Annotated in this window: 23 protein-coding genes; 10 read left to right on the top strand and 13 right to left on the bottom strand. The window is 65.3% G+C overall.

From position 1 onward, the window contains the following. Nucleotides 1-106: 106 nt before the first annotated feature. Complete coding sequence (locus OPU71_RS18000; RefSeq protein WP_267729451.1) at nucleotides 107-1,390, bottom strand: tetratricopeptide repeat protein; 1,284 nt, start codon at nucleotides 1,388-1,390, stop codon at nucleotides 107-109. A gap of 122 nt (nucleotides 1,391-1,512) precedes the next feature. Here OPU71_RS18000 and OPU71_RS17995 point away from each other — a divergent pair, with 122 nt between their 5' ends. The 3 genes from OPU71_RS17995 (at nucleotide 1,513) to OPU71_RS17985 (ending at nucleotide 6,843) form a co-directional block, all read left to right on the top strand. Then, complete coding sequence (locus tag OPU71_RS17995; RefSeq protein ID WP_267729450.1) at nucleotides 1,513-3,396, top strand: ABC transporter ATP-binding protein; 1,884 nt, start codon at nucleotides 1,513-1,515, stop codon at nucleotides 3,394-3,396. A 118-nt stretch (nucleotides 3,397-3,514) separates the two neighbouring features. Further along, nucleotides 3,515-5,188: an NAD(P)/FAD-dependent oxidoreductase gene (locus OPU71_RS17990; RefSeq protein ID WP_267729449.1), complete on the top strand. Its 1,674-nt coding sequence runs from the start codon at nucleotides 3,515-3,517 to the stop codon at nucleotides 5,186-5,188. 152 nt (nucleotides 5,189-5,340) lie between these two features. Next, entirely contained in the window at nucleotides 5,341-6,843 is a 1,503-nt protein-coding gene (locus OPU71_RS17985; protein WP_267729448.1) for a choice-of-anchor I family protein, read from the top strand. A gap of 91 nt (nucleotides 6,844-6,934) precedes the next feature. Here the strand turns inward: OPU71_RS17985 and OPU71_RS17980 are convergent, their stop codons facing one another. From OPU71_RS17980 to OPU71_RS17970, 3 genes are all read right to left on the bottom strand, one after another. Further along, complete coding sequence (locus OPU71_RS17980; RefSeq protein WP_267729447.1) at nucleotides 6,935-8,167, bottom strand: phosphoglycerate kinase; 1,233 nt, start codon at nucleotides 8,165-8,167, stop codon at nucleotides 6,935-6,937. A gap of 1,040 nt (nucleotides 8,168-9,207) precedes the next feature. Further along, nucleotides 9,208-9,717, bottom strand: a complete 510-nt coding sequence (locus OPU71_RS17975; RefSeq protein WP_267729446.1) for a GNAT family N-acetyltransferase — start codon at nucleotides 9,715-9,717, stop codon at nucleotides 9,208-9,210. Between the two features lie 28 nt (nucleotides 9,718-9,745). Continuing rightward, nucleotides 9,746-11,536: a glutamine--tRNA ligase/YqeY domain fusion protein gene (locus OPU71_RS17970; RefSeq protein WP_267729445.1), complete on the bottom strand. Its 1,791-nt coding sequence runs from the start codon at nucleotides 11,534-11,536 to the stop codon at nucleotides 9,746-9,748. 245 nt (nucleotides 11,537-11,781) lie between these two features. Between OPU71_RS17970 and OPU71_RS17965 the strand changes: the two genes are divergently transcribed. Further along, nucleotides 11,782-13,905 (top strand): putative bifunctional diguanylate cyclase/phosphodiesterase, encoded by a 2,124-nt coding sequence (locus OPU71_RS17965; protein ID WP_267729444.1) that lies wholly within the window; start codon nucleotides 11,782-11,784, stop codon nucleotides 13,903-13,905. Between the two features lie 57 nt (nucleotides 13,906-13,962). On the opposite strand, the gene OPU71_RS17960 is transcribed toward OPU71_RS17965, so the two are convergent. Beyond that, nucleotides 13,963-14,667 carry a DUF3379 family protein gene (locus OPU71_RS17960; RefSeq protein ID WP_267729443.1) on the bottom strand — a complete coding sequence of 235 codons (705 nt, stop codon included), beginning with the start codon at nucleotides 14,665-14,667 and terminating at the stop codon, nucleotides 13,963-13,965. Then, nucleotides 14,664-15,176 (bottom strand): sigma-70 family RNA polymerase sigma factor, encoded by a 513-nt coding sequence (locus tag OPU71_RS17955; protein ID WP_267729442.1) that lies wholly within the window; start codon nucleotides 15,174-15,176, stop codon nucleotides 14,664-14,666. Before OPU71_RS17955 ends, OPU71_RS17960 begins: the two co-directional genes overlap by 4 nt. A 111-nt stretch (nucleotides 15,177-15,287) precedes the next feature. Between OPU71_RS17955 and OPU71_RS17950 the strand changes: the two genes are divergently transcribed. Next, on the top strand, nucleotides 15,288-15,575 hold the full coding sequence (locus OPU71_RS17950; RefSeq protein WP_267729441.1) for a TfoX/Sxy family protein: 288 nt from the start codon (nucleotides 15,288-15,290) through the stop codon (nucleotides 15,573-15,575). Nucleotide 15,576: 1 nt separating this feature from the next. Here OPU71_RS17950 and OPU71_RS17945 read toward each other — a convergent pair whose 3' ends face one another. After that, complete coding sequence (locus OPU71_RS17945) at nucleotides 15,577-16,125, bottom strand: DUF2087 domain-containing protein (RefSeq protein WP_267729440.1); 549 nt, start codon at nucleotides 16,123-16,125, stop codon at nucleotides 15,577-15,579. A 244-nt stretch (nucleotides 16,126-16,369) separates the two neighbouring features. Here OPU71_RS17945 and crcB point away from each other — a divergent pair, with 244 nt between their 5' ends. Both crcB and OPU71_RS17935 read left to right on the top strand, forming a co-directional pair. Further along, nucleotides 16,370-16,753: a fluoride efflux transporter CrcB gene (gene crcB / locus OPU71_RS17940; protein WP_267729439.1), complete on the top strand. Its 384-nt coding sequence runs from the start codon at nucleotides 16,370-16,372 to the stop codon at nucleotides 16,751-16,753. Nucleotides 16,754-16,764: 11 nt separating this feature from the next. Then, nucleotides 16,765-17,079, top strand: coding sequence for a DUF190 domain-containing protein (locus tag OPU71_RS17935; protein WP_267729438.1), 315 nt, complete (start codon nucleotides 16,765-16,767; stop codon nucleotides 17,077-17,079). Nucleotides 17,080-17,101: 22 nt separating this feature from the next. Here the strand turns inward: OPU71_RS17935 and OPU71_RS17930 are convergent, their stop codons facing one another. Continuing rightward, nucleotides 17,102-17,704 carry a LysE/ArgO family amino acid transporter gene (locus tag OPU71_RS17930; RefSeq protein WP_267729437.1) on the bottom strand — a complete coding sequence of 201 codons (603 nt, stop codon included), beginning with the start codon at nucleotides 17,702-17,704 and terminating at the stop codon, nucleotides 17,102-17,104. A 152-nt stretch (nucleotides 17,705-17,856) separates the two neighbouring features. On the opposite strand from OPU71_RS17930, the gene OPU71_RS17925 reads away from it, so the two are divergent. Continuing rightward, nucleotides 17,857-18,777 (top strand): LysR family transcriptional regulator ArgP, encoded by a 921-nt coding sequence (locus OPU71_RS17925; RefSeq protein ID WP_267729436.1) that lies wholly within the window; start codon nucleotides 17,857-17,859, stop codon nucleotides 18,775-18,777. On the opposite strand, the gene OPU71_RS17920 is transcribed toward OPU71_RS17925, so the two are convergent. After that, a complete protein-coding gene (locus tag OPU71_RS17920; protein ID WP_267729435.1) occupies nucleotides 18,778-19,434 on the bottom strand; it encodes a cupin domain-containing protein in 657 nt (218 codons plus the stop codon). A gap of 123 nt (nucleotides 19,435-19,557) precedes the next feature. Between OPU71_RS17920 and OPU71_RS17915 the strand changes: the two genes are divergently transcribed. After that, the gene (locus OPU71_RS17915) at nucleotides 19,558-20,328 is read left to right on the top strand and encodes a class I SAM-dependent methyltransferase (protein ID WP_267729434.1); all 771 of its coding nucleotides are present in this window, start codon (nucleotides 19,558-19,560) and stop codon (nucleotides 20,326-20,328) included. Nucleotides 20,329-20,340: 12 nt separating this feature from the next. On the opposite strand, the gene gltS is transcribed toward OPU71_RS17915, so the two are convergent. Next, nucleotides 20,341-21,546: a sodium/glutamate symporter gene (gene gltS / locus OPU71_RS17910; protein WP_267729433.1), complete on the bottom strand. Its 1,206-nt coding sequence runs from the start codon at nucleotides 21,544-21,546 to the stop codon at nucleotides 20,341-20,343. 147 nt (nucleotides 21,547-21,693) lie between these two features. Here gltS and OPU71_RS17905 point away from each other — a divergent pair, with 147 nt between their 5' ends. Next, on the top strand, nucleotides 21,694-22,578 hold the full coding sequence (locus OPU71_RS17905; protein ID WP_267729432.1) for an alpha/beta hydrolase family protein: 885 nt from the start codon (nucleotides 21,694-21,696) through the stop codon (nucleotides 22,576-22,578). Here the strand turns inward: OPU71_RS17905 and OPU71_RS17900 are convergent, their stop codons facing one another. From OPU71_RS17900 to OPU71_RS17890, 3 genes are all read right to left on the bottom strand, one after another. Then, the gene (locus OPU71_RS17900) at nucleotides 22,579-22,983 is read right to left on the bottom strand and encodes a DUF4124 domain-containing protein (RefSeq protein WP_267729431.1); all 405 of its coding nucleotides are present in this window, start codon (nucleotides 22,981-22,983) and stop codon (nucleotides 22,579-22,581) included. Nucleotides 22,984-23,049: 66 nt separating this feature from the next. After that, nucleotides 23,050-25,116, bottom strand: a complete 2,067-nt coding sequence (locus OPU71_RS17895) for a M13 family metallopeptidase (RefSeq protein WP_267729430.1) — start codon at nucleotides 25,114-25,116, stop codon at nucleotides 23,050-23,052. Between the two features lie 122 nt (nucleotides 25,117-25,238). After that, the gene (locus tag OPU71_RS17890) at nucleotides 25,239-26,255 is read right to left on the bottom strand and encodes a DUF2268 domain-containing putative Zn-dependent protease (protein WP_267729429.1); all 1,017 of its coding nucleotides are present in this window, start codon (nucleotides 26,253-26,255) and stop codon (nucleotides 25,239-25,241) included. Between the last annotated feature and the right edge of the window lie 130 nt (nucleotides 26,256-26,385).

The following is a 26,385-nucleotide window of genomic DNA, read 5'->3' as shown; positions in this document are numbered from 1 at the left end:
GCGTTACGGCGTGCTCACTCCCGCGCCTATCTATCAGATATGTCTTGGTCGCTGCGCGCGCCGCGCCTTGCGCTGCATCCGTCTCGCTCACTTATTCAGACCTTCCTTAGTTTGATGCTGCGCCGGCCGCGCGCAGGCGCGCAATCAGGGTCTGCAGCCGTGCAGCTTCGGCTGCTGCCGGGTGATCCGGAAAGCGGCTTTGCAGCACGCTGAGCACGCGTTCGGCTTGGGCGTCGTCACGCCGATGCTCAATCAGCACGCGGGCGCCCAGCAAGTAGATGGCCGGGGTGTCGCGATGGCCCGGATGGCGCTGGTCGAAGCCGCGCAGCAACTGTGCCGTGGTGTCGAAGCGGCGCGCATCGAAGGCGGCGGTCGCCAGCGGCAGTACATCGGCCGCGTTGCCGGGGGTGAAACCGGCGTCGTGCTTGAGCAGGGTCTGCAGCACTTCCGCGGCCTGCGCACCGCGGCCCGCACGCAACAGCGCCGGGAGCCATTCACGCCCATGGCGGGCGAGCGCCTGCGCCTGATCGGGCAGTGCCGCCAGCAGGCGATGAAGCCGCAACTGCGCATCATGGTCGTGCGGTGCATCGCTGACGGCGCTGCGCGCTTCGCTCAGCGCTTCGTCGCTCTTGCCGTCGCGCAGCAGGCTCGCGATCCGTTCAGCGCGGGCGGCGCGCGGGTCGGGGGGCGGCAGCAGATCGCCCTGGCGTTCAAAACCCAGTTGCACGTCCACATCCAGCACCTGGTGATACTCGTACACCACGTAGCCCATCATCCGGTACATCACGATCGTGAACGCGGCGGCAACAAAGGCGGCGATCGGCGCGCCGAGCACGGCGGGGATCAAGTGGCTGGTGCGTGCGAGCAATTGCTCGCTGCCGAACGAGAGCAGCAGCAGGCAACCGCACAGGCCCAGGTAGGGCATGCCGATGCCGCTGGCCACCTGCCAGAGCCGAGCGGGGTTAATCGATTCGCCCAGTTCGTTTGTGAGCGCCAGCACCATCGTGTTGGCGGGCCATAACAGGCCGAGCAGCACGAGCACCAGCATCGCCGGGTTGCGGCCGAATTCCGCCCAAGTCAGCGCGACCAGAATCACGCCGATCAGGATCACCGCGATCTGCTTCCACGCCAGGTACTTGCCGCCATGCTGCGATTCGAAGAGCGCGAGGCGATCATCGAGATGCCCGCGCGCGGTGCGCTCCAGCACCAGAAATCCGTAGCGGATCGTGCCGATGAACACCAGCAGGTGCAGCGGGGGCAGCAACTCGGCCACGGTCGCCAGCAGGGCCAGCCCGATGCAGGCGAGCAAGGGCTCGCCGCTGAGCGGATAGCGGAAGAAAGACGAGAAACGCGTCCAGTAGGGCGGAATGCGCGGTGGGGCTGGGTGCATGGCGGTGTTGTAAGGGGCACGTCGAACGCGGCAGGATAGCCGGTGCCGGCGGCGTTGGCATTCATGCAGATCATCGACTTCCGCTACGCTCGTGGCGTGTGCCGGCCTTTGTCCGCACAAGCATGCAGCCGGAGTCTTCTGTGTTCAGCTTCTTCGAAGGTCTCGTCCATCCCTATCCCGACGCCTTGCCGTCCACGCCGCCGCGCGGTTTCTTCGGATTTCTGTGGGCCGGCACGCATGGCCTGCGCCGCTTCATTCTGGCGATGACGCTGCTGACTGCCACGATCGGTGCATTCGAGGCGATGCTCTTCAGCATGCTCGGGCAGATCGTCGATTGGCTCGGCCATGTGCAGCCGGCCATGTTGTGGGAGACCGAGCGCAGCCGCTTGCTGCTGCTTGCGGCGATCCTGTTCGCAAGCCCGCTGGTGATTGCGCTGCAGACCATGCTCAAGCACCAGACGCTGGCGGCGAACTTCCCGATGCGGCTGCGCTGGAACTTCCACCGCCTGATGCTCGGCCAGAGCATGAGCTTCTACCAGGACGAATTCGCCGGCCGCGTCGCCACCAAGGTGATGCAGACCGCGCTGGCGGTGCGCGATACGGTGCTGGTAGTCACCGATATCCTGGTCTTCGTGGTGATCTACTTTGTCACGATGGTCGCGGTCGTCGGCAACCTGCACCTGAGCCTGTTGCTGCCCTTCCTGGGCTGGTTGCTGCTCTACGTCGGCGCGCTGTGCTTCTTCGTGCCACGCCTGGGCAAGGTCGGTCAGGCGCAGGCGGATGCGCGCTCCTTGATGACCGGCCGCATCACCGATGCCTACACCAATATCGCCACCGTGAAGCTGTTTTCGCATGCGCGCCGCGAGGCGGGCTTTGCGCGCGCCGCAATGCAGGATTTCATGCTCACCGCGCACGCCCAGATGCGCCTGGTGAGCGGTTTTGAAATCGTGAACCACACGCTCTCGATGCTGCTGATCGTCGCCACCACCGGCGCCACGCTATGGCTGTGGAGCCGTGGCGAGGCGGGCATTGGCGCGGTGGCGGCTGCCACCGCCATGGCCTTGCGGCTGAATGGCATCTCGCACTGGATCATGTGGGAGATGGCCTCGCTGTTCGAGCACATCGGCACAGTGCACGACGGCATCAACACGCTCTCGCGTCCGCAAGCCATCGTCGACGCGGCCAACGCCAAGCCGCTGGCGGTGAGCCGCGGCGAGATCCGCTTCGAGGATGTGAGCTTTGGCTACGGCACAGAGCGCCGCGTGATCGACCACTTGTCCTTGACGATCAAGCCCGGCGAAAAAATCGGCCTGGTCGGGCGCTCGGGTGCCGGCAAGTCGACCATCGTGAACCTGCTGCTACGCTTCTACGATGTGGCGCAGGGCCGCGTGCTGATCGACGGGCAGAACATCGCGGAGGTCACGCAAGACAGCCTGCGCGCGAACGTCGGCATGGTCACGCAAGACACCTCGCTGCTGCACCGCTCGGTGCGCGACAACATCCTCTACGGCAGGCCTGACGCCAGTGACGAAGCGATGATCGCCGCCGCCAAACAAGCCGAGGCGCACGACTTCATCCAGACGCTGAGCGACCCGAAAGGGCGCAGCGCTTACGACGCACATGTTGGCGAGCGCGGCGTCAAGCTCTCTGGCGGACAGCGGCAGCGCGTTGCGATCGCGCGCGTGATGCTCAAGGACGCGCCGATCCTGCTGCTGGACGAAGCGACCAGCGCGCTCGATTCGGAGGTCGAAGCCGCGATCCAGAGCAGCCTGAACACGCTGATGCAGGGCAAGACGGTGGTGGCGATCGCGCACCGGCTTTCCACCATCGCGGCGATGGATCGCCTCGTGGTGCTTGATCAGGGTCGCATCGTCGAGGAGGGTGACCATCGCAGCCTGCTCGCCAAGGGCGGGCTCTACGCGCGTTTGTGGGCGCACCAGAGCGGCGGTTTTCTGGGGGAGGAAGTCGACGATGCGGAAGCGGCCGAGGCGCTCGGGGTGGCCTGATCGCGGCGGGCGTAACGGCGTGTTCCTGTCAGGCAGGCAGCGGCTCGGTCTTGCACTAAAATCATGGCCCGCGTCGCTGGCTTGAGCCCGGCGCGCCGTTACCCCGACCGAGATTCCCATGCTGCGACTGACCGAAGTAAAACTGCCCCTGGACCACACGCCGGAGGAACTGCCCGAGGCGATCATCAAGCGCCTGGGCATCCCGCGCGGCGAGCTGGGCAGCTTTACCGTGTTCCGCCGCGGTTTTGATGCGCGCCAGCGCAAGAATATCCACCTGATCTACACGCTCGACGTGGCGCTGCGCGACGAGGCGGCGGTGTTCGCCAAACTCAAGGGCGACCACCGCGTGATGCCCACACCGGATACCTCCTACCGCTATGTGGCGCAGGCGCCGGCGCAGCTTGAGTCGCGCCCGGTGGTGATCGGTCTGGGCCCCTGCGGCCTGTTCGCCGGGCTGATCCTCGCGCAGATGGGGTTTCGCCCGATCATCCTCGAACGTGGCAAGGCAGTGCGTGAGCGCACCAAGGACACCTGGGGCCTGTGGCGCAAGAGCGTGCTCAACCCCGAATCGAACGTGCAGTTCGGCGAGGGCGGTGCCGGCACCTTCTCGGACGGCAAGCTGCACAGCCAGATCAAGGACCCCAAGCACCACGGCCGCAAGGTACTGACCGAGTTCGTCAAGGCCGGCGCGCCGGACGAAATCCTGTATGTGAGCAAGCCGCACATCGGCACCTTCCGCCTCGTCGGTATGGTGGAGACGATGCGCGAAACGATCCAGTCGCTCGGCGGCGAAATCCGCTTCGAGAGCCGGGTGGACGACATCGAGGTAGAGCCGGTGACGCTGCCGGACGGCAGCCGTGCCCAGCAGGTACGCGGCCTGCATCTGCGCGGCGGTGAATTCATCGCCACCAGCCATGTGGTGCTGGCGGTGGGGCACAGCGCGCGCGACACCTTCCAGATGCTCTACGACCGCGGCGTGTACGTCGAGGCCAAGCCCTTCTCGATCGGCGTGCGGGTGGAGCATCCGCAATCGCTGATCAACCGCGCGCGGCATGGCGACTTTGCCGGCCACCCGCTGCTGGGCGCGGCCGACTACAAGCTGGTGCATCACGCCAGCAACGGCCGCGCTGCCTACAGCTTCTGCATGTGCCCAGGCGGCACCGTGGTGGCGGCCACCTCCGAAGTGGGGCGCGTCGTCACCAACGGCATGAGTCAGTACTCGCGCAACGAGCGCAACGCCAACAGCGGCATCGTCGTCGGTATCACCCCGGAAGTGGACTACCCCGGCCATCCGCTCGCCGGCATGCTGTTCCAGCGGCACTGGGAAGAGCGCGCCTTTCACGCAGGCGGTGGCACCTACGCAGCGCCGGCGCAGCGCCTGGGTGACTTCCTTGCCGGGCGGCCCTCGACCGAGCTGGGCGCGGTGCAGCCTTCCTACACGCCGGGCGTGAAGCTCACCGATCTGTCGCTGTGCCTGCCGGATTTCGCGATCACCGCGATGCGCGAAGCCTTCCCGGCTTTCGACCGCCAGATCCGTGGATTTGCGATGGCCGACGCGGTGCTCACCGGCGTCGAGACCCGCACCTCGTCGCCGATCCGCATCAAGCGCAACGACGCCTTTCAGTCGGTGAATACCATCGGCCTCTACCCGGCGGGAGAGGGCGCCGGCTACGCGGGCGGCATCCTCTCGGCCGGCGTCGATGGTATCAAGGTGGCCGAGGCGGTGGCGCTGGACATGGTGGGCGCCGAGGCGGCAACCGGCGGCACCCGCGGGTCGGGCGACTGGGCGTAGCACCGGGCGCCGCGCCCTACTTTGGCTGGGGGCGTGTCATCAAATTGTCTTGGCTGGGGCGCTAAGGTCGCGGGCCCGCAGGTGGTGCGCTGGATCCATGCTGGCGACATTCGGCGGGCTCACCGATCCATCGACCCCTGAGACCCCAGAACATGAAACGCACCGCGCTTTCGATCGCACTTGCCGGGCTGCTTGCCCCGGTGGGCCATGTCTACGCTGCACCCACAGTCAGCTTCAGCAAGCTGTGGACCTTCAATCACGCCAGCGCCAACGCCGGCCAGACTTCAGAAATTCCGGCCTTCGATGCGGCCACCAACACCCTCTGGGTGGCTGGGGTGAATGGCTTCGATGTGCTGAGCGCCAGCACTGGTAGCCTGGTGCGCCATGTTGACCTGAGCGGTGTAGGCGGCGTGAACAGCGTTGCGATCCACAACGGCCTCGCCGCAATCGCAATTGAAAACAAGGCTGATCGCACCCTGCCCGGCATCGTGCAGTTCTACGACACCTCGCTGGTGTCGCTGTCGAGCGGCTTTTACCCGAACACGGTGACGGTCGGTGCGCTGCCCGACATGCTGACCTTCACCAAGGACGGCAGCAAGCTGCTGGTTGCCAACGAAGCGACGCCGAATGTCTACGGTGCAGTCGGCACGGCAAACGGCGGTGCGGGCGACCCTGCCGGCTCGGTGAGCATCATCAACGTGGCCACCCGCAGCGTCACCAACGTGGGCCTGGCCGGCGTGCCGGTCAGCGGTAGCGCGGTACGGACCAACACCGGGATGGATTTCGAGCCCGAGTACATCACCGTCAGCGCGGATGGCAGCAAGGCCTGGGTCACGCTGCAGGAAGCCAACGCGGTCGCCACGCTGGATCTGAACGCCAACAGCTTCAGCAGCATCGTCGGGCTGGGCACCAAGGACTTCAGCCTCGCGGCCAACGCGATCGATCCGAATCACAAGGACAAGAAGGTCGAGCTGCGCAGCGCCAATGTGCGCGGCTTCTACCAGCCGGACGCGATCGCCAACTACCAGCGCGGCGGCAAGACCTATCTGGTAATGGCCAACGAAGGCGATACGCGTGAAGACGACGGTGACAAGCTGCGCGCCAAGGAAAGCGGGCTCGGCGGCGTGCCCGGCGATCTGAAAGAACTCAACATCTCCACGCCCGACTCCACCAACGGCAATCTCTTCACCTTTGGTGCGCGCTCGTTCTCGATCCGCGATGAGGCTGGCAAGCTGGTGTACGACTCGGGCAACATCCTCGATGCCGAAGCGATCCGCCTTGGCATTTACGACGACGGCCGCAGCGACGACAAGGGCGTGGAACCCGAAGGCGTGAGCCTGCTTGAAATTGGCGGCCGTACGATCGCTTTTGTCGGGCTTGAGCGCACCACGCAGGGCGCGGTGTCGATGTTCGACATCACCGACCCCAACTCGGTCAGCTACCTCGACACCATCGTCACGCTGGGTGATGTTTCGCCTGAAGGTATCGTCAGCTACGAGCAGGGTGGCAAGTACTACCTCGCGATTGCCAACGAGGTCTCCGGCACCACCTCGCTTTACCAGGTGGCCGCAGTGCCGGAACCGGAGCAGTACGCCATGCTGCTGGCGGGCCTCGGCTTGATCGGTGTTGCAGCACGGCGCCGCCAGCGCGCGTGAGTTGTAGCAGATGATCGGCGGCGTGCTGCGCCACGCCGACCGAAACAAAAAGGGGCGCCCACGGGCGCCCCTTTTTTTCACAGCAGACGGATTACTTGTCGCTCAGTGCATCCACGCCCGGCAGTGCCTTGCCTTCGAGGAATTCGAGCGATGCGCCGCCGCCGGTGGAGACGTGCGAGACCTTGTCTTCCAGGCCCGCCTTCTCGACTGCAGCAACCGAATCGCCGCCGCCGACGATGGTGATCGCGCCGCCTGCGGTGGCCTCGACCAGCGCGTGCGCCACGGCGTAGGTGCCCTTGGCCGATTCGTCGATCTCGAACACGCCCATCGGGCCGTTCCACAGCACGGTCTTGGCGCCGCGGATGATTTCGGCGTAACGCGCGGCGGACTTGCTGCCGATGTCCACGCCTTCCTGGTCGGCCGGGATCGCGGTGGAGTCGACTTCAACCAGGCCGTCGAGCGTGCGTGCGTCGAAGTCCAGCTTCTTGGTGATCATCGTGTCGATCGGCAGCACCAGCTTGTCACCGGCCGAAGCGATCAGCGACTTGGCCAGTTCGACCTTGTCGTTTTCGCACAGCGACTTGCCGACTTCCAGGCCCTGCGCCTTGAAGAAGGTGAAGGCCATGCCGCCACCGATCAGCAGTTTGTCGACCTTCGGCAGCAGCGCCTGGATCACGTCGATCTTGCCCGAGATCTTCGAGCCGCCAATGATCGCGACCAGCGGACGCACCGGCTTGTTAACAGCCTCACCCAGGAAATCCAGTTCCTTCTTCAGCAGATAGCCCGAAGCGCGCGGCAGGTTCACGCCGACCATCGACGAGTGCGCACGGTGTGCGGTGCCGAAAGCGTCGTTGATGAACACGTCGCCCAGGCGGCTCAGCGCGGCGCGGAACGCAGCTACCGCTTCCGGCGTGGCCTTGACGCTGTTGCCAGCGGCATCCTTCGCCTTGCCTTCTTCTTCCAGGTAGAAGCGGACGTTCTCGACCAGGGTCACGTCGCCCGGCTTCATCGCGTTCACAACCGCCTCGACTTCCGGTCCGACGCAGTCATTGACGAACTTCACCGGCTTGCCCAGCAGCTCTTGCAGGCGGCCAGCCACCGGCTCGATCGAATACTTGGCAACCTTGGCGCCGTTCGGGCGGCCCAGGTGCGACATCAGCACAACCGAAGCGCCTTTTTCCAGCGCGTAACGGATCGTCGGCAGCGCGGCACGGATGCGCTTGTCGCTTTCAACCACGCCGTTCTTGATCGGCACGTTGAAATCCACACGGATCAGGGCACGCTTGCCGGCGAGGTCGAGGTCTTCGATGAAAAGTTTGGTCATGGATGTTCTCGCATGAGAGGTAGAGGGAATGTTCTTGCTTATGCTGGTGCAGCCAGGTTTCAACACATCGCGAGGCGCGGCCGCAGCGGCGCTTCGCAACGAGGCATAGGGCGCTTGCGTGCCCTTGGCGGCCTGACCCTGCCGGTACCTGGTACAACCGGTGATTCAGCAAGGGACGGCTGCAGACCGGGCAGCACTTTAACGCATCTGGCGGTGCGGGGATTTGGTTAGCGTCAGGAGATTGCCTCGTGTGGTCGTCCCGAGTTGCGCTTTTCGCGCGCCCGACGAGATATCCCGCAGTGGTTTATCAGACGTGCGTTGGCCGGGAGTCCGTCCCGGCCGCCGGGTTCCTTTCTCTTGCTTGCCCAAGAGAAAGGAACCAAAGAGAAAGGCACCCGGCGTTCGCGGTCAGACACTGCGTGTCTGACTTCCCTCGCGTGCTCGCGAAGTCGGGCGGCTGCGGAACTCGCGTCGGGCTGCGCCCGCCGCTCAGACAGTCCTCGCCGTCGGCGCTGCGCGCCGATACCCCGACCCCGCTGCGCTACTCGGCGCTCTCGACGGGGCCCAAAGTCAAAACAGTTCCAGTGCAACGCGTGCGATTCGTAGCCTGGATGCAGCGAAGCGGAATCCGGGGCTTGTGGCGTGACAAATTCAACCGCACGTCATCGAGTCCCGTCTTCGGCCTACATTCCTCCTACGAAATACCGCCGACGATGAAAATTCGGCGCCGTTCATTCCCCTCTGAAACGCCGAGCAGCACAGAAGCGTCGGGTTCCGACGCACGTAGTGCGGCGGTGGCGAGGACTGTTTGAGGCCCGCAGGGCCGAGTTCCGCAGCCACCCGATGCTGCGAGCAGCGCAGGGAACCCCTTGCGCAGCAAGGGGCGTTGAAGGGGGCGGCATTCTTTGCTTACTTTCTGGTGCTGTTGCCAGAAAGTAAGACGCCCGCCGGGGCGGGACCCGGCTTTGGTGGCAGGGCGGCAAATTAAGGAGACGCCTTCATCGCAAGGCTCCCGTCCTTGCCCGCGAGTTTTCACGCGCTCAAATGGATCGTTGCATGACCACGCTGACGTAGTTCGTCTGCGGTCGCCAGTCGTGCATTCCGACTTGAACGTAACCCCAACGTGAGTACATCGCGATGACGTCGGCGGCCGGTTCTGCCGTGTCGATGGCCATCACGATTGCGCCGTGTTCATGGGCCAGCGCGAGCGCGGCCGAATGCAGTGCGCTGCCGATACCTTGAGCCTTGAACTTCGGGGCGACCGCAAACTGGCAGAGCGTCCAGGTGTTCGGGTTGCGGTAGAGCGCAACGCTCGAATCGGGCTGCGGTGGGCGAGTCGTGATGGTGCCGACGAGATGGCCGTCGATTTCGGCGATCAATCCGTGGCCGGAGGCAAAACGCTTGGCGGTGTCCTCGGGCGATTGATGCGTCGCCCAGTAGCGCAGGCCTCGCGCGGCTTGACTGGCGTAGCCGGCGCGGATGACCTCGTGCGTCAGGGCGATCAGGTCATCCGAGTTGCACAGCGGGCGGACGATCAGCGACTGGCTCATCGTCCGCTCCACTGGGGCCCGCGAGGGCTCACTTGCCCCAGCTGTCCTTCAGCCCAACCGCCAGGTTGAACACCGGTTTGCCCGCCGCCGAGTCCTTGTGGTCGGCGAAGAAGTAGCCGTGGCGTTCGAACTGGAAGGTGTCGCCCGGCTGCGCGGCGGCGAGGCCCGGCTCCAGATACGCGGTGATGACGCGCTTGGAGTTGGGGTTGAGCGCATCGAGGAAGTCGCGGCCGCCGGCGTCCGGCTGGGCTTCGGTGAACAGGCGGTCGTAGAGGCGCACTTCGGTCGCGACGCCCTCGCTCGCCGAGACCCAGGTGATCACACCCTTGACCTTGACGCTGTCGGCGCCCGGCGTGCCGCTCTTGGTGTCCGGCACCAGCTTTGCCAGCACGGCAGTCACCTTGCCGTCGGCATCCTTCTCGCAGCCGGTGCATTCGATGATGAAGCCGTATTTCAGGCGCGCCATGTTGCCGGGGAACAGGCGGCGGAAGCCCTTGGGCGGCACTTCTTCGAAGTCTTCGCGCTCAATCCAGAGTTCCGGCGTGAGGTTGAACTTGCGCTCGCCGAATTCGGGGTGATGCGGGTGGGCTGGCGCGGAGCAGGGTTCAACCTTGCCGGCGCCGATCACCTCATCCCAGTTGGTGAGCTTGAGCTTGAGCGGGTCGATCGCGGCCATCGCGCGCGGCGCCTTGGCTTCAAGGTCTTCGCGCAGGCAGCCTTCGAGCACCGAGTAGTCGATCCAGGTGTTGTGCTTGCTGGCGCCGGTGCGCTCGGCGAGCATCTGCAGGCTGGCAGCGGTGTAGCCGCGGCGGCGCAGGCCGACGATGGTGGGCATGCGCGGGTCGTCCCAACCGTCGACGATCTTCTCGTCGACCAGCTGCTTGAGCTTGCGCTTGCTGGTGATGATGTAGGTGAGGTTCAGCCGCGCGAATTCGTACTGTTTCGGCAGCGGATCGGCCAGCAGGCCGGCGTCGCGCAGGTGCTCCAGCAGCCAGTCGTAGAACGGGCGCTGGTCTTCGAATTCGAGCGTGCAGATCGAGTGGGTGATGCGCTCGAGCGCGTCCTCGATCGGGTGCGCAAAGGTGTACATCGGGTAGATGCACCAGGCGTTGCCGGTGGCATGGTGCTCGGCAAAGCGGATGCGGTAGATCGCCGGGTCGCGCAGGTTGATGTTGGGCGCAGCCATGTCGATCTTGGCACGCACGATCATGCTGCCTTCGGCGTGCTTGCCCTCGCGCATCTCGCGGAACAGGCGCAGGTTCTCTTCGAGCGGGCGATCACGCCACGGCGAGTTCTTGCCCGGCTCGGTCAGCGTGCCGCGGTTGGCGCGCATCTCGTCCGGCGTCTGCTGGTCAACGTAGGCAAAACCGCGCTCGATCAGCGCCTCGGCGGCGCGATACATGAACTCGAAGTAGCTGCTGGCGTAGAACAGGTGGCTGGTGCCGTTCTGCTCCCAGCCAAAACCGAGCCACTTCACCGCGTCGAGGATCGAATCGACGTACTCCTGCTCTTCCTTCTCCGGGTTCGTGTCGTCGAAGCGCATGTGGCACACGCCGCCGAAATCACGCGCCAGCCCAAAGTTCAGGCAGATCGACTTGGCATGGCCGATGTGCAGGTAGCCGTTGGGCTCCGGCGGGAAGCGGGTGCGGATCTTCGCCGGGTCGGGCTGGCCGGCGCCGTGATGCGCGGCGTCACCCGGCGTGCCTGCCCAGTTGCGGTGGGCGTAAGTGTCGGCGTCGAGATCGCGCTCGATGATGTTGCGCAAAAAGTTGGCTGCCGGCGCGTTGGCCGGGGTGTTCTTGTCGGTGGGCGTGCTCACGGCGGATCGCGGATTTCTGAAATCGGAAGCCGCGATTGTAACGGTTGGCGCCGCTTGCAGCGGCGTGTGACAAACGCCTCGTTTGCGCATATGCCGCTGCGTTTTTTGGCACAGGGTGCTGGCTATAGTGCAAAGCGCATGATCTACGCGTAAAGTTCAGCCCGGCGCCTTACGTTTCTAGCCTTTTTGATGAATAAACCATTTCGATCGAACCATCAGGGATTTTGCCTTCCGCGGAGGGGCGCATGACGCCGATTCTCGCCAGCGCGCGTGTCCTGGTGGTTGATGACGATCTGACGACGCGTTCGATCGCCATGGCGGCGCTCAAGGAGGCGGGGTTCGAGCCTTTTGAAGCCAGTGACGGGGTTGAGGCGCTGGAGCGATTTGCCGAGCTTCAACCGGAACTGATCCTGCTCGATCTGATGATGCCGCGCCTGGACGGTTTCGAAACCGCGCGGCGTTTGCGTCGCACCCCCGGTGGCGAGCGCGTGCCGGTGATCGTGATGACCGGGCTGGAAGACTCCGGCGCGATCGAACAGGCCTACCAGGCCGGTGCCACCGACTTCATTTCCAAGCCGATCAACTGGATGCTGCTGCGCCACCGCATCCTCTACGTGCTGCGTTCGGCGCGCGCGATGGACGAACTGGCGCGCAGCGAATCGAACCTTGCCGACGCACAGCGCATTGCGCGCCTCGGTAGCTGGGAGTGGCATCTGCGCGAAGGCTACGTGCGGCGCTCGGAGCAGTTCTTCGCGCTCTTTGGCGACGATCCGGTGGCCTTCCCGCCGGCGATGGACGCGGTGCTCGAGCGGGTGTTCCCGCAAGACCGCACCATCGTGCGCGAGGCCTACGCGCAGGGCAAACGCGGTCAGCCTTTCCGCATCGAATACCGCATCGTGCGTCACGATGGCGCTTTGCGCACCGTGCTCGAACAAGCCGAGCCGATTGCCTCGGCTGACGGCGGTGTCACCCGCTTGCAGGGCACCACCCAGGACATCACCGAACAGGTTGAAGCCGAAAAGCGGATCCGCTACCTGGCCTACTACGATGGTTTGACTGGCCTGCCCAATCGCCAGTATTGCCGTGAGCTGCTCAAACAAACCGTTCGCCGCGCAACGCGCGCGCGCCACTGGGTGGCCGCGATGGTGGTGGACGTCGATCGCTTCGGGCGAATCAACGAAAGCCTGGGCCAGAGCGTTGGCGATCAGGTTCTGCAGATCGTTGCCCGGCGCCTGACCGATGCGGTTGCAGCCTTGCCGGGGCGCGAGGATTCGCGTTCCAGCGCGGCTGTGGTGGCGCGCATCGGCGGCGACCAGTTCGTGGTCTTCATTGACGGTGCGCCGGCAGGCGAGGCGCCCGAGGCGATCAGTGCGCGCTTGCTCGAAGCGGTGCGCAAGCCGATCCTGCTCGCGGCAACCGAAGTTGCGCTTACCGCGAGCATTGGCATGGCGGTGTTCCCGGAACACGCGGATGACGCTGATGCGCTGCTCAAGTGTGCCGACATGGCGGTGAGCCTTGCCAAACGTGAGAACCGCGACGTCGTGCGGTCCTTCTCGCAGGATTTGCGTGTGGCGGCGGAGCTTCGTCTGTCGCTTGAAAACGAGATGCGCAAGGCGCTTGAACAAGGCGAATTCGAGCTGCACTTCCAGCCGGTGATCTCCTGGCCGGAAGGCACCGTCCTCGCGGCTGAGGCACTGATCCGCTGGCGCCACCCCAAGCGTGGCTTGCTGGCGCCGGGCGAGTTCATCCCGCTCGCCGAAGAAACCGGCCTGATCGTCGAGATTGGCGAGTGGGGCCTGCAGGCTGCTTGCAAGCAGATGGCGGCCTGGATTGCGCAAGGGTCGGCGCCGCACGCCGTCGCGGTTAACCTGTCCGGTATCAGTTTCCGCCATGTGAGGCTGCTCTCGGCAGTTAGCGGGGCTCTGGCGGCAGCGGGCTTGCCGCCGAACCGGCTTGAACTCGAAATGACCGAAAGCGTCCTGATGCAGGACGTTGAGTTGACCTACGAAATCCTTGCCGAACTCAAACGCATGGGCTTGCGCCTGATGGTGGATGACTTTGGCACTGGTTATTCGTCGCTCGCCTACCTCAAGCGATTCCCGATCGACGTGCTGAAGATCGATCGCTCCTTCGTCAAGGATCTGGAGCACGACAGCTCGGACGCCGCGATCACCTCGGCCGTGCTGGCGATGTCGCAGGAGCTGGGTCTTGCGGTGGTGGCTGAGGGCGTTGAAACCGAGGCGCAGGCGGCAGCGCTTGCGCGGCGCGGGTGCAAGGCAATGCAGGGCTTCCTGTTCTCGCGCCCCTTGCCGGCCGCGCAGTTCATCGACTGGATGAATCGGGCGTCGCGGCGCGTCAAGTCCGCCTGATCCTGCCGGGCGTGATGCGGCGCCCGATGCCGCAGCGATCCGTGCGCGGATGCCTTCTCAGGTTTTCCAGCGAACCTTTTCGCGCATTGCTGCGGCCATCGCGGCAACGGCGGCGTCGTTCTCGGCCACGATGGCGAAATGGCCCTGGCCGGCTGGTTCGGTCAGCGCGCGGTAACCCTGCATGGTGCGGGTTTGGGGTTTGCGGACCTTGTCACCCGGGATCAGGAACAGCGAGACCATGCCCTGCGCGGTGTCCAGCACCACATGCCAGCCGACGCCCTCCGGCCCCGGGCAGAGTTTCATGTAGCGCACGGTGCCGATCGGCTGCGTCAGTTCGCCGCCGAAATGCGCCATCACCGTGCGGAACTGTTCCGGGTCCGCCAGTCGCGGCGTCGTGAAGGATTCGGGCTCGTGCATCACATGTTCAATCGCGAAGCGCGGCGCATCGTAGCTGCCGTGTCCGCGCCACATCGTGATGCCAATACCGAAGGTGAGCACCACCGAGGCTGCCATTGCCCAGCTGCGCCAGGGCATCTGGCGCTGGCCCCGGAGCTTGAGCAGGATGCGTTCGTCGAGCCCATCTGGCACGGGCACGTCCAGCGTTCGCGCAATCCGTGTTTCCTGGGCGTCGATCCGCCGCGCAAAGCTCTCGCAGCCGAGGCATTCCGCTTCATGGGCACGGGCGGCGGCGCTCAGCCGTTGCGGGTCCGCCAGTTTGAGCCGACGGTAGGCCAGGCAGTTCATTTCGGTCGGCGCGTTCATTGTTTTCCTCGCTTCTTCTCGGCCGGCACCGTTTCAAGCGTGTGGCGCAGGGCTTGGCGCGCTCGGGTCAGCCGGACCATGATCGCCCCTTCGGTGGTCTCAAGCATTTCAGCGATCTCGCTGCAGGAGTAGCCGCCCAGGGTTTGCAGCAGAAAGGGTTCGCGCAGAGACAGGGGCAGGGTGTCGATCAACTGTTCCATTTCAAGCAGCGCAATCGACGAATGCTCGGCCGGCAGATCCAGGTCTTCCGGCGCTTCGTCGGCGTAGTCGAACTGCTTGCGTTCGTACAGGCGGGCGTGTTCATTGCGCAGGATCTGCAACAGCCAGGGTTTTGGATTGTCCTTGTCACGCAGGGAATCCCAGGCATTCCAGGCGCGCGTGCAGGTTTCCTGCACCAACTCTTCGGCGACGAAGCGGTCGCGGCACAGCCAGTAGGCAAAACGGTAGAGGTCGGCGCTGTAAGCGCGGACAACCCGTTCGAAATGGCGTTGGCGGAGGATGAGTAGCATGCGGATTCCTGTGGTTCCTGCATGACATGACCGCGCTGCCGACGAAAACCTTACATTCAGGTTTCAGGCGGATGACGCGGAAGGTGCGCATCATGGGGGAGGCGAGGGCCGATGGCCAGAAGCGATGAGCTGCGCGGTTTGCGCAATCTGGGGCCGCGCTCGCAGCAGATGCTTGCGACGGTGGGCATTCACAGCGCGGCCGAGCTGGCTGCGCGCGGTGCCGTGCGTGCGTGGCTTGATTTGCGGCGGCAGGGGTGCAAGGTGAGCCTGAACCTGCTTTGGGCGCTGGTTGGCGCCCTTGATGGGCGGGACTGGCGCGAGGTTGCGCGAACCGATCGCCTCGATCTGCTAATGCAGATCGAGGCTTTGGAGGCATCACGCCAACTGGGCCTTGATTGACTCAGGCCTGTTGTCGCCCGCGCCGGCACACTTCTGCGACCAGTGCGGCGTGCGTCTCGGGCACCGGCTGTTCAACCCGGCGGTACACGCTACCGTTGGGCGTGCGGGCAAGCAGGCCGTGGTTGACCAGTTCGCGGCGGATCAGCACATGGTCTTCAAAAGCCAGCGCGGCGCCAATCCATTGATTGATTTCGCGCTCGCTCATCGCAAGGCGGGCTGGCAGTTGTGCCCACACGCCAAGCACGCATGGCAGTCGGTGCGAAGCCTTGGTGGGCCAGCGCAGCAGACGGCCGGCGTCGTCGAAGAATCGCAGCAGCGCCGCAAGGTCTTTGGGGGCGGCGGGCGGCACCGGGGCGGGGCGCGCAAGCGGCACCGAGCGTTTGTGCTCGGCGCGATAGCTCTGGAAGTTGCGATAGCCGGTCGCGCGCGAAAGCGCGTTGAGCAGCTGCAGATGACCCGGCGGGCCTTCGATCTCACCGAGTTGCTGCGCCAGTGAGCGGGCGAGCGCCGAAATGTCGTCGGCGTAGTAAGGCAGGGTATTGCGGGACACGATCAATCCTTTCATCGTGCCGGCCCCGAAAGCGGGGTGTCGGTGGTCGCCGTTCCGACGCGGCACAGAAAAGATGCGCGTCAGGTTCTGGTGCATGGCAGGTTTAGCTTCCCTCGCGGGGGCGACGCCTCGGTGATCTGCCGACCGGGCGCGCAGTATGCCGCCTGCCCGGCGGTGCCGCAAGCGCCGCAGTACAATTGCGCCTTGGCGCGCGCAGCGCGGGCGGGCACTTGGCGGAGCGTTCATGCTGTATTCGGTTCTTGCGATTAGTCTTGGGGCTGCGTGCGGGGCGGTGCTGCGCTGGCTGCTCGGCACCTCACTCAACGCGCTGTTCCCGACCGTACCGCCGGGAACCTTGATGGCCAATCTGATTGGCGGCTATCTGATCGGCGTCGCGATCGTGGTCTTTGCCGATCAACCCGGCCTGGCCCCCGAGTGGCGCCTGTTCGTGATCACCGGCTTCCTCGGGGGGCTCACCACCTTTTCAACCTTCTCGGCCGAGGTCACCGCATTGCTACAGCAAGGCCGCCTCGCCTGGGCGCTTGGCGCGGTGTCGATTCATGTGGCCGGTTCGCTTCTGATGACGCTGGCCGGCATGGCGAGCGTGACACTGCTCAAACGCTGGTGAAGGAGACCGCCATGCAAGGTGTGTTGCTCAACTTCTATACCGAACAGAACCGCAAGCATCACGGCACGCCGCTGGCCGAATGGCTGCTCGACGAGGCGCGCCGCATCGGAGTGTCGGGCGCGACGGTCGTGCATGCAGCCGAAGGCTTTGGCCAGGCTGGGCGCTTGCATGCGGCACATTTCTTCGAACTGGCCGATCAGCCGGTGGAAGTGTCGATGGCGGTTTCCGACGACGACGCAGATCGGATGATTGCGCGCATACGCCAGGAAGGCCTCAAGATCTTCTACGTCCGTATTCCGGCGGTGTTCGGCTCGACACTCGACTGAGCGAGGCTGGTGGATCAGCGGATCAGCGGATCAGCGAAATCGCGATGATCCCCATGCCGACGCCGATCATTGCGTCGAGCACGCGCCACGAGAGCGGCTTGGCGAACAGCGGGGCAAGCCAGCGGGCGCCGTAGCCGAGCAGCATGAACCAGCTTACGGATGCGGCGATGCAGCCGAGCCAGAATCCGGCCCGGTCGATACCGTGCTCGCGCCCGCCGATCGAGCCGATCAGCACGATCGTATCGAGGTAGGCGTGCGGATTCAGGTAGGTGAAGCCCAGCACCAGGAGCATGGCCTGTTTCAGCGGCATCGGTGGCGCGTCGGCAGGCATCAGCGCGTGTGCGCTGAACGCGGCGCGCAGCGAGCGCAGGCCGTACCACAGCAAGAAGGCCGCGCCGCCCCAGGTGGCCGCCTCAACCGCCACCGGGAAGTGTTCGATCACCTTGCCCATGCCGGTGACACCAAGGCCGATCAGGAAGGCGTCGGACAGCGCGCAGATCAGGATGGTGGGTAACACGTGCTGGCGGGTGAGTCCCATCTTCAGGACGTGAGCGTTTTGGGCGCCGATTGCCATGATGAGGCCGGCGGTGACGATGAAGCCTTGGAAGACGACTTGGGCGTGCATGGTGTGTGTCGATGGTCTGGTTTTCATGATCAGGTGGCCTGACCCGGCGCGCTTCGATCGAGCGGCAAAGCAAGGATAGCGGTCATGGCAGATCAGGATTAGCAATTGGAATATTGTTGAGCGCTCATTAGATCTGCTAATAAAATGAATGCATGAAAATCGACTTCTCCCTGCTCGAATGCCTTGAGGCGGTGGTGACCGAAGGCAGTTTCGAGAAAGCCGCGCGCAGCCTTTCGATCACCCAGTCGGCGGTCTCGCAGCGGATCCGATCGCTCGAAGACCAGGTCGGTGCGCCGCTCTTGCTGCGTACCCGCCCGGTAACGCCAACACCGGCGGCGCAGCCGCTGCTGCGCTTTGCCAGGCAGACCCAGGTGCTGGCGCTGGACGTCTGGCCGGAGCTGCTGGAGAACGTCTCTCGCGGCCGCGTCCGCATTGCGGTGAACGCCGATAGTCTGGGCTCGTGGGTGCTGCCGGCGCTGCAGCCCTGGGCCGAACGCAGCGCGGCGATGCTCGACTTCGTGGTGGACGACCAGGAGCACACGCAGGAATGGTTGCGCAGCGGCGAGGTGATTGGCTCGATCGCATCGGCGCCGGTGCCGGCTCACGGCTTTCGTTCGGTGGCGCTGGGGGTAATGCGTTACCGCTGTGTCGCGTCGCCCGCGTACATTGCGCGCCACCTGCCCGGCGGGCTTGATCGCCGCTCAGTGCGCCGCGCGCCGGTGCTGGTGTTCAACCGGCGCGACGCGCTGCAGGCCGAGCATCTGCGGCGGCATCTGCGGGTAAAGGATGTGCAGTTTCCCAACCACTTCGTGCCCGCCTACGAGGCTTTCATGAACGCGGCGCTGCTTGGCTACGGCTACGGTCTGCTGCCTGAAGCGCAATGCGCGCAGGCGCTTGCGGACGGCAGCCTGGTCGATATCACGCCGCAGACGCAGGCCAGCGTGCCGCTGTACTGGCACACCTGGGGCATCGAGTCGGAACTGGTTGCAACGCTCACGCGGGCGCTGGTGGACGGGGCTGCGCGGGCCTTGCACCCGATGCCCGCCCCGCGCTCGCGCAGCCGGCCGGCCTGATCAGCCCCCCAGATGGCCGACCTTCACCCAGATCAGGCAGCCCTCGCTTGAAAACGGCTGGTGATGGGAGCGGTGCGGGCTGCGAACCCAGGTGCCGGCCGGGTAGCGGCCGAATTCATCTTCGAATACACCGTCGAGCACCAGGATCTCCTCGCCGCCCCAGTGCTGGTGCGGGTTGAAGCGAGTGCCGGGCGCCCAGCGCACCAGCGCTGTGTGGGTAGTACCGAACTCGGCCAGCGGGCACACGCTCAAGCCCGGCACCAAGCCGGGCCGCCAGTGGCGCGCATCGGGCGTGAGAACGCACTGCTGCGTGTCATGCGGGTCGAGGTGCCGAAGCTTGACGAACAGCGTGCAGCCTTCTGCCGAAGCGGGTGCGTGCGCGCTGCCCGGCGGGTTCTTGATCCAGCTGCCAGCAGGGTAGTCGCCGCCTTCGTCGGAAAAGACACCGTCGAGCACCAGGATTTCTTCGCCGAGCGGGTGGCTGTGCGGCGCAAAACGCGCGCCTGCTTCATAACGCACGATGCTGGTGGCGCGGGCAGCTTCACCGCCGTCGCGCTCGATCAGCCGCCGTGTCACGCCCGGCGCGGGCGATGCATGCCAGTCAAGTGTGTGGGTCTGGATCACGCAGCGGCGTGAAAGGTCATGGTTGATCTGCATGGTGCTGTGACCCTGCCTCGGAGCCAAGGTTCGCGCCGGGTGAATCATGCCGGGTCAGCAGTGCGTCAGCCGCCTGGGCCATAATGCAAGGGTTGCAGGTGCGCGAACCCCGAAGGACCCCCGATGACCAACCATTTGCTGGCCGAAGACCCGGCCGATCAGTTTTCTCCGCTGGCGCAAGGCTATGTGCTCTTCCGGCCCCGCTACCCGCGCTCGATCTACGACTATCTGCTCGCCTGGGTGCCGCACCACAAGCTGGCCTGGGATGCCGGGTGCGGCAGCGGGCAGGCAACGCTGGATCTGGCTGAGCGATTTGATCATGTGGTGGGCACTGACATCAGCGATGCGCAGATTGCTGCGGCGCCGGCGCATCCGAAGATCGAATGGCGGGTGGCACCGGCCGATGCCAGTGGCCTGGCCGATGCCAGCGTCGATCTGATCACCTGCGCGCAGTCGCTGCACTGGTTTCCGCTCGATGCTTTTTACGCCGAGGCCAATCGTGTGCTGGTACCCGGCGGCATGATCGCGGCCTGGACCTACGGCACGGTGGAGGTCGATCACGAGGAGATCGACGCGCTGGTGCAAGCCTTCCGTACCGAAACCCTGGGCGCGCTGTGGAACCCGGAGCGTGCGCACGTCGATACCCGGTATGCGCAGTTGCCCTTCCCGTTTGAAGAGATCCAGACCCCGCCCTACACCTTGTCGGTGCAGTGGACCCTGGCACAGCTGCTCGGTTATCTGCGCAGTTGGTCGGCCTGCGGCCGCTATGTAGCGATGTATGGCATCGACCCGACCCAGTCGCTTTCGCAGAAACTGCTGGCCTTGTGGGGCCACCCGCAGGACACGGTGTCGATCAGCTGGCCGCTGACGCTGCGAATCGGCCGCAAGGCGTGATCTGCCGGGGGCTCAGCGGATCAGCTCGCTGAGCCCGAGGAAGCCCTTGATCACCAGCGCGTTGGCGATGTCGATGAAGAACGCGCCCACCATCGGCACGATCAGGAAGGCCACATGCGAGGGGCCGAAGCGATCGGTCACCGCCTGCATGTTGGCGATTGCCGTGGGCGTGGCGCCGAGGCCAAAGCCGCAGTGGCCGCCGGCAATCACTGCGGCGTCATAGCTGCGCCCCATCACCGGGAAGGTGACGAAGATCGCGTAGCAAGCCATCAGCGCGGTCTGGCTTGCAAGAATCACCAGCATCGGCAGCGCAAGCGCCGACAATTCCCACAAGCGCAGCGACATCAGCGCCATTGCAAGAAAAAGTGCGAGCGCGACGTTGCCCAGTACCGACACCGCGCGCTCGAACACCTGGTACAAGCCCAGCGCCGCCAGGCCATTGCGTAGCAGCACCCCGACGAACAGCGCGCACACGAAAACCGGCAGCTCGAGCGCGCTGCCCTTGAGTGCACCGGCAATCGCGTGGCCGCCGAGCAGGCAGCATGAAATCAGCGCAAGCGTTTCGATCAGCGCCGGTGCGGTGATCAGGCGCACGGTATCGGGCGCTTCGAAGGTTGTCGGTGCGTCGCCGCCCTGCGGGCCGCGGGCGGGCAGCCTGACCCCCCGGGTCAGGAAACGCGCGACCGGGCCGCCGATCAGCCCGCCGAGCACCAACCCGAAGGTGGCGCAGGCCATCGCGAGTTCGGTGGTGGAGGCGAGGCCATAGCGTTCGCTGAAGACGCTGCTCCACGCCGCGCCCGTGCCGTGGCCGCCGGACAGTGTGATCGAGCCGGCGAGCAGGCCGATCAGCGGATCGAGCCCCAGCAGTTTTGCCAGCGTGATACCCAGCAGGTTCTGCAGCATCAACAGCCCAAGCACCACGCCGAGGAATACCGCCAGCCGCCGGCCGCCCTGCCGCAGGCTGGCCAGATCGGCGTTGAGCCCAATGCAGGCAAAGAAGGTCAGCATCATCGGGGCTTGCATGCTGGCGTCGAACTTGACCTGGAAGCCCAGGGTCGAGTGCGCCACGAGCAGCCCCAATGCAACGATCAGGCCGCCGGCCACCGGCTCGGGGATCGTGTAGGCCTTGAGCAGGCCGATCTTGCTGACCAGCATGCGCCCGGCAAGCAGCACCAGCGAGGCGGCCACCAGGGTTCCATAAACGTCGAGTTGCAGCATCAGCCATCCTTTCACGACCGGGTGCCAGCAGTGGCAGGCAGATCGTAGCGACTCGCCCTTGCCGCGGCCAAGCTTTCGATCAAATGCCGGGCAGGCACTTTTTCGGGTGCGGGCGGTCACAGCCGCAGAGGATGAGCGGAGCGGGGCATGCAGCGTTTGCGCGATTGGGGATGGGCGTGCGGGTTCGCGCTGGCACTGTCGGCCTGCGGCGGCGGCGCGCTTGATTCGGGCAGCGTGGCGAATCCAGCGCCGGCGCCGGCACCCGCTTCCACCGTGGTGGTGCCTTACGGTGCGGCCCCCCAGCAGTTTGGCTACCTGGGGCTGCCGCCGGGCGCTGGGCCGCATCCGCTGGTGCTTGTGATTCATGGCGGGTGCTGGCAGCGGAGCATTGCCTCGGCTGGCTTCATGAACGATTTCAGCGGCGCCTTGCGCGATGCTGGCTGGGCGGTCTGGAACATCGAATACCGCTTGCCGGGCGACGCCGATTACCGCTGGCCCGACACCTTCACCGATATCGCGGCCGCGCTCGACTTCACGCCCACGCTTGCAAGCCGCTATCCGCTTGATCTGAGCCGCCTTACGGTGGTCGGGCACTCGGCCGGCGGGCACTTGGCGCTGTGGGCCGCGAGCCGGAACCGCCTGACCTCCGATAGCCCGCTTTATTCGGCCACGCCGCAGTTACCGCAGCGCGCGCTGGGCCTGGCGGCGATTACCGATCTGCAGCGCTACCCGGGCGAGGGCCGCGGCTGCGCCAGCGCGATACCGCGCTTGCTGGGCGAGCAGGAACCGAGCGAGTCACGCCTGGTCCAGACCTCGCCGCTCTTGATGCTGCCTGCGGCGGCGCAGGTCAGCCTGATTACGGCCAGCGGTGACGCCATCGTTCCGGCGGCGCAGGCGCAGCGCTATCGCGATGCCGCTGAGGCGGCGGGCGCCAGTGTGACGGTCAGCACGGTGGCGGGCGATCATTTCACGACGATCGCGACCAGTGGCTCCGCTTTCGAGGCGGTGCTCGCCGCGTTGCGCAAGCCCTGATCAGCGCACTGCGTCGCAGCCGAGTTCCTTGAGCATGGCCTGATTGCGTTCGACGGCGGCGGCCAGCGCGGCACGCTGGTTGCCGTCCTTGAGGGCGTTGCCGCTGGGGGCGTTTTCAAGGCGCTGTTGCTCGCTGCGCAACTGCTTGCAGGCCTGCTTGAGCTCTTGCTCGCGCTTTTCGGTTTCGTCGGATTTCGCTCGGCGCGGAGTCCGTTCGCTTGAGGGCTCGGGCATCTCGGGGCCCGAAAAGCCCGAAGGCGGTGTCAGCGGCACCTTGCTGGGATCGGTCTTGGGCGGGGGGATGTCGCTGTAGTGAACCTTGCCGTTTTCGTCCGTCCATTTGTATACGCCCGCGTTCGCACTGGTGGCGGCGCAGAGCAGCAAGGCGGCAAGGGTTCGGTACATGGGGCCCCCGATTCAAATAGCGGTGGTGCATGCCACGCCACCGCTGTTTCGTTTGAAGTGGCTGTTTTACCAGACGCGGCAGCGCTTCTCTTTCACCATCGCCTGCCCCGGCTTGCAGGAAAACGCCTGCTGAAATTCCGGCATGTTCACCACCACGCCATTGATCCGGTACTTGCTGGGTGAATGCGGGTCGGTCATGGCGTGGATACGCAGTTCCTCCGGCCGGGTGTCGCCGCAAGTCCATTGCGCAAAGCCGACGAAGAAGCGCTGCTCTGGCGTGAGGCCATCGCGATTCTCCAGCACCTTGTTGGCCGTCTCGGCCTTCCAGGCCGACCACGCGAGGATCAGGCCGCCCAGATCTGCGAGGTCTTCGCCCAGCGTCAGGCGGCTGTTGATGCGGATATCGTCGATGACCACGTACTTGGCGTACTGATCGCTGACGCACTGGGCCCGGGTTTCGAAGGCTTTCGCGTCTTTCTTCGTCCACCAGTCACGCAGGCGGCCTTGCGCGTCGAACTTGCGTCCCTCGTCGTCAAAGGCGTGGATCAGCTCGTGGCCGATCGTGCCGCCGGTGTTGCCGTAGTTGGGCGCATCGTCCATTTTCGGGTCGTACAGCGGCGCTTGCAGCACGGCGGCCGGGAAGTTGATGCTGTTCATCTGCGGGTCGTAGTAGGCGTTGACGGTTGAAGGCGTCATCAACCATTCGCCGCGATCAAGCGGTTTGCCGATCTTCGCCAGCTGGCGTTGCGCTTCGAAGCGGGTGCCACGGGTTACGTTGCCGGTGTAGTCGCCGCGGCTCACGGTGAAGGCATCGTAGTTGCGCCAGCGATCCGGGTAGCCGATCTTGTTGACGATGGCACCCAGCTTCTCCTGGGCGCGCTGCTTGGTCTGCGGGCTCATCCAGGTGAGGCTTTCGATGTCCTTGGCCATCGCCGCTTCGATCTGTTTGGTCATCTGCAGCGTCTGTGCTTTGAGCTCGGCGCTGAAGGCGCGACTGACGAATTCCTGCCCCAGTGCTTCGCCCAGCTGCTGATCGGTCAGCGCAACGCAGCGCTTCCAGCGCGGTTGCTGCGCCGGGGTGCCGCGCAAGGTCTTGCCGAAGAAGGCGAAGTTCTCGTCTACAAAGGCCTTCGAGAGGTGCGGCGCCAGGGCGTTGGCGGCTTGCCAGCGAAGGTAGTTCTTGATCGCGGTGAGTGACTCGCGCGCGAGCAGGGCATTGAACTGCGCATAGAAGCGCGGCTCGGTCACGTTGAACTGATCGAGCCCCGGTTGCTTGAGCCCGGCAAGGTAGCTCGCCCAGTTGAACTGTGGCGTCATGGCCTGCAAGCCGCGTGCGTCGCGCAGGTTGAACTGCTTGTATGGATCGCGCTGTTCCACCCGGCTCAGCGTGGCCTGCGCCAGCGCGGTCTCGATTCGCATCACGTCGGCGGCGTTGCGTGCCGCCACACCGGGGGCGTCGTCGAGCAGCGCAAACATCCGCGTCATGTGTTCGACATATTGCTTGCGCAGGGTGCGGTTGCGGGCGTCGGTCTTGAGGTAGTTGTCGCGATCGGGAAGGCTCAGGCCACCCGAATAGGCGAATGCAATGACACGGCTGGCGTCACCGAAGTCCTGCGCCGCGCCAAAGGCGAAGAACGGACTGCCGCCCGGCAGATCCTGATGCAGGTCGGCCAGCAGCGCCGGCAGGGCGGCCTTGTCGGCGAGCCCGTCGATTCGCCGCAGCAGTGGGGTGAGCGGCGAAACGCCGGCCGCTTCAACATGCGCTTCGTCCATGCAGGCGGCAAAGTAGTTGCCCAGCTTCTGCTGCAACGGCGTGTTGCCATTCGTGGCAGCGGCAAGGCGTTGCAGGATGCCCCACTGGAAGCGTTGCCCCTCGGCAGCCATCTTGCTGTAGACGCTCCAGCGCGCCTGGTCGGCCGGAATCGGATTGAGCTTGTTCCAGCTGCCGCACGCAAACTGGTAGAGGTCTTCGCAGGGGTTGGCGTTGCGGTCCATCGCACTGACATCGAGGCCCGGCGTGTAGGGCAGGGTGTCGAGCGGGGTTTCGTCGGCCACGCTGCCAGCATGGGCCGCACAGGTCAGCGTGCCGAGGCAGGCAATCAGGACGCCCGTGCGGGCAAAGCGATAAGGCATTCAAAGCACTCCAGATGGCGGTTGCCGCGCGGTGCGGCGGCATGTCGGTCGATGTGCCGCTTCGCGGCTTGGGCCGGATTATGCTTGATGCGCGGCTGGCGCCGCTGTGCGCACCGTCATTGTCAGTCAAGCTCGGCGGTGTTCCTTGCGGGTAGCCTGGCGATCAGCCGCCCGACCGCCGCATCGACTTCTTCAACCATCCTCGCGGCCGGTATGCGCGCGATCTGCGCCAGGCTGCGGCCTTCGCTCAGCCACAGTTCAACCACCTTCCAGCCCAGGTAGTAGGCTTCGCGTTCGAGCCCGGTGTTGCCGTGCCCGTGGGTGACGCGCATCAGCGTATCCGGGTCTTCGCGGATCAGCTGCGGGCGGATCGCCTCGTAGATCTGGCGCTGCATGCTTTCCGCGTCGCGGAACCAGCCGGGCAGGTATTCCACATAGCGCTCGATTCGCCCGCCGGGCACCAGCGCGCGCGATGCATGCATCGCCAGGCCTTCAGACAGCGCCACCGCGGCGACCGTTTGTGCGCCTTCGCCCTCAAGTGCGCCGAGCGAGATGTGCACCGCATGGGTCAGCTCATGCGCCGCGGTGATAGCTCGGTGCTCGGGGGCATCCTCGATCGGAATGGCCACACGCACTTCGCCCCGGTTGCCGAGGGTAAAGCCGTTGCCTTCAAGAAAGCCGACGTAGGCCACCAGCCGCAGACGCATCGGTTGATCGAGCTTGAGCAACTCGGCCGCAGCCCGCGCCTGCCGCTCGGGGGAGGGACGCATCCCCGCGTAGCCCGTGACGATGCGGTCCATCACCTCGGGATAGCGCGGCCAGGCCGCGTCGAGCAGCGCGCGCGCCATTGCCATGCCTGCGGGGTCGTTCGGCATGGCGCTGAAGCCGTACTGGGTTTGCCAGAGCTTCCAGCGCTGGTCGGCATCAAGGCCGGGCTTGCTGGCCTCGTTGTAGAAGCCGATGAAGCGCTCGGACAGATCATTGACCTTGATTTCGACGTGGCTTGCCGGGCTGGTGGGCGCGGGCGTGGCGGTTTGCTTGCGGGGTTTCGCCTTGGCGGCGGCCGCCAAGGCAGGCGGGGCGGCAAGGCCCAGCGCGGCACACAGCAGCGTGAGCAAGAGTACGGATCGTCGTTTCATCATGGTTCCGTTTGTCGGGTCAGGGCGGATGCTGCCCTGACAAGGCTTGGCTTGTCACGATCCGGGTGGCGGCAATTGCAAGCGAATCTTGCGCGGCGCTGCTTTGGGCGACGGCTTTGTCGGGGGCGTG

This window comes from Niveibacterium sp. 24ML (genome assembly GCF_026586805.1).
Lineage (GTDB): Bacteria > Pseudomonadota > Gammaproteobacteria > Burkholderiales > Rhodocyclaceae > Niveibacterium.
Note: the sequence above shows the minus strand (reverse complement) of the source record. Positions and strands in the feature narration are given on the sequence as shown.

Coding starts and splice junctions, on each gene's coding strand:
- OPU71_RS17955 (WP_267729442.1), bottom strand. CDS start 15,176: ATGCTACTCATCCTCCGCCAACGCCATTTCGAACGGGTTGTCCGCGCT.
- OPU71_RS18000 (WP_267729451.1), bottom strand. CDS start 1,390: ATGCACCCAGCCCCACCGCGCATTCCGCCCTACTGGACGCGTTTCTCG.
- OPU71_RS17995 (WP_267729450.1), top strand. CDS start 1,513: ATGCAGCCGGAGTCTTCTGTGTTCAGCTTCTTCGAAGGTCTCGTCCAT.
- OPU71_RS17890 (WP_267729429.1), bottom strand. CDS start 26,255: ATGAAACGACGATCCGTACTCTTGCTCACGCTGCTGTGTGCCGCGCTG.
- OPU71_RS17980 (WP_267729447.1), bottom strand. CDS start 8,167: ATGACCAAACTTTTCATCGAAGACCTCGACCTCGCCGGCAAGCGTGCC.
- OPU71_RS17985 (WP_267729448.1), top strand. CDS start 5,341: ATGAAACGCACCGCGCTTTCGATCGCACTTGCCGGGCTGCTTGCCCCG.
- OPU71_RS17960 (WP_267729443.1), bottom strand. CDS start 14,667: ATGAACGCGCCGACCGAAATGAACTGCCTGGCCTACCGTCGGCTCAAA.
- gltS (WP_267729433.1), bottom strand. CDS start 21,546: ATGCTGCAACTCGACGTTTATGGAACCCTGGTGGCCGCCTCGCTGGTG.
- OPU71_RS17900 (WP_267729431.1), bottom strand. CDS start 22,983: ATGTACCGAACCCTTGCCGCCTTGCTGCTCTGCGCCGCCACCAGTGCG.
- crcB (WP_267729439.1), top strand. CDS start 16,370: ATGCTGTATTCGGTTCTTGCGATTAGTCTTGGGGCTGCGTGCGGGGCG.
- OPU71_RS17915 (WP_267729434.1), top strand. CDS start 19,558: ATGACCAACCATTTGCTGGCCGAAGACCCGGCCGATCAGTTTTCTCCG.
- OPU71_RS17930 (WP_267729437.1), bottom strand. CDS start 17,704: ATGCACGCCCAAGTCGTCTTCCAAGGCTTCATCGTCACCGCCGGCCTC.
- OPU71_RS17950 (WP_267729441.1), top strand. CDS start 15,288: ATGGCCAGAAGCGATGAGCTGCGCGGTTTGCGCAATCTGGGGCCGCGC.
- OPU71_RS17935 (WP_267729438.1), top strand. CDS start 16,765: ATGCAAGGTGTGTTGCTCAACTTCTATACCGAACAGAACCGCAAGCAT.
- OPU71_RS17920 (WP_267729435.1), bottom strand. CDS start 19,434: ATGCAGATCAACCATGACCTTTCACGCCGCTGCGTGATCCAGACCCAC.
- OPU71_RS17895 (WP_267729430.1), bottom strand. CDS start 25,116: ATGCCTTATCGCTTTGCCCGCACGGGCGTCCTGATTGCCTGCCTCGGC.
- OPU71_RS17925 (WP_267729436.1), top strand. CDS start 17,857: ATGAAAATCGACTTCTCCCTGCTCGAATGCCTTGAGGCGGTGGTGACC.
- OPU71_RS17965 (WP_267729444.1), top strand. CDS start 11,782: ATGACGCCGATTCTCGCCAGCGCGCGTGTCCTGGTGGTTGATGACGAT.
- OPU71_RS17905 (WP_267729432.1), top strand. CDS start 21,694: ATGCAGCGTTTGCGCGATTGGGGATGGGCGTGCGGGTTCGCGCTGGCA.
- OPU71_RS17990 (WP_267729449.1), top strand. CDS start 3,515: ATGCTGCGACTGACCGAAGTAAAACTGCCCCTGGACCACACGCCGGAG.
- OPU71_RS17975 (WP_267729446.1), bottom strand. CDS start 9,717: ATGAGCCAGTCGCTGATCGTCCGCCCGCTGTGCAACTCGGATGACCTG.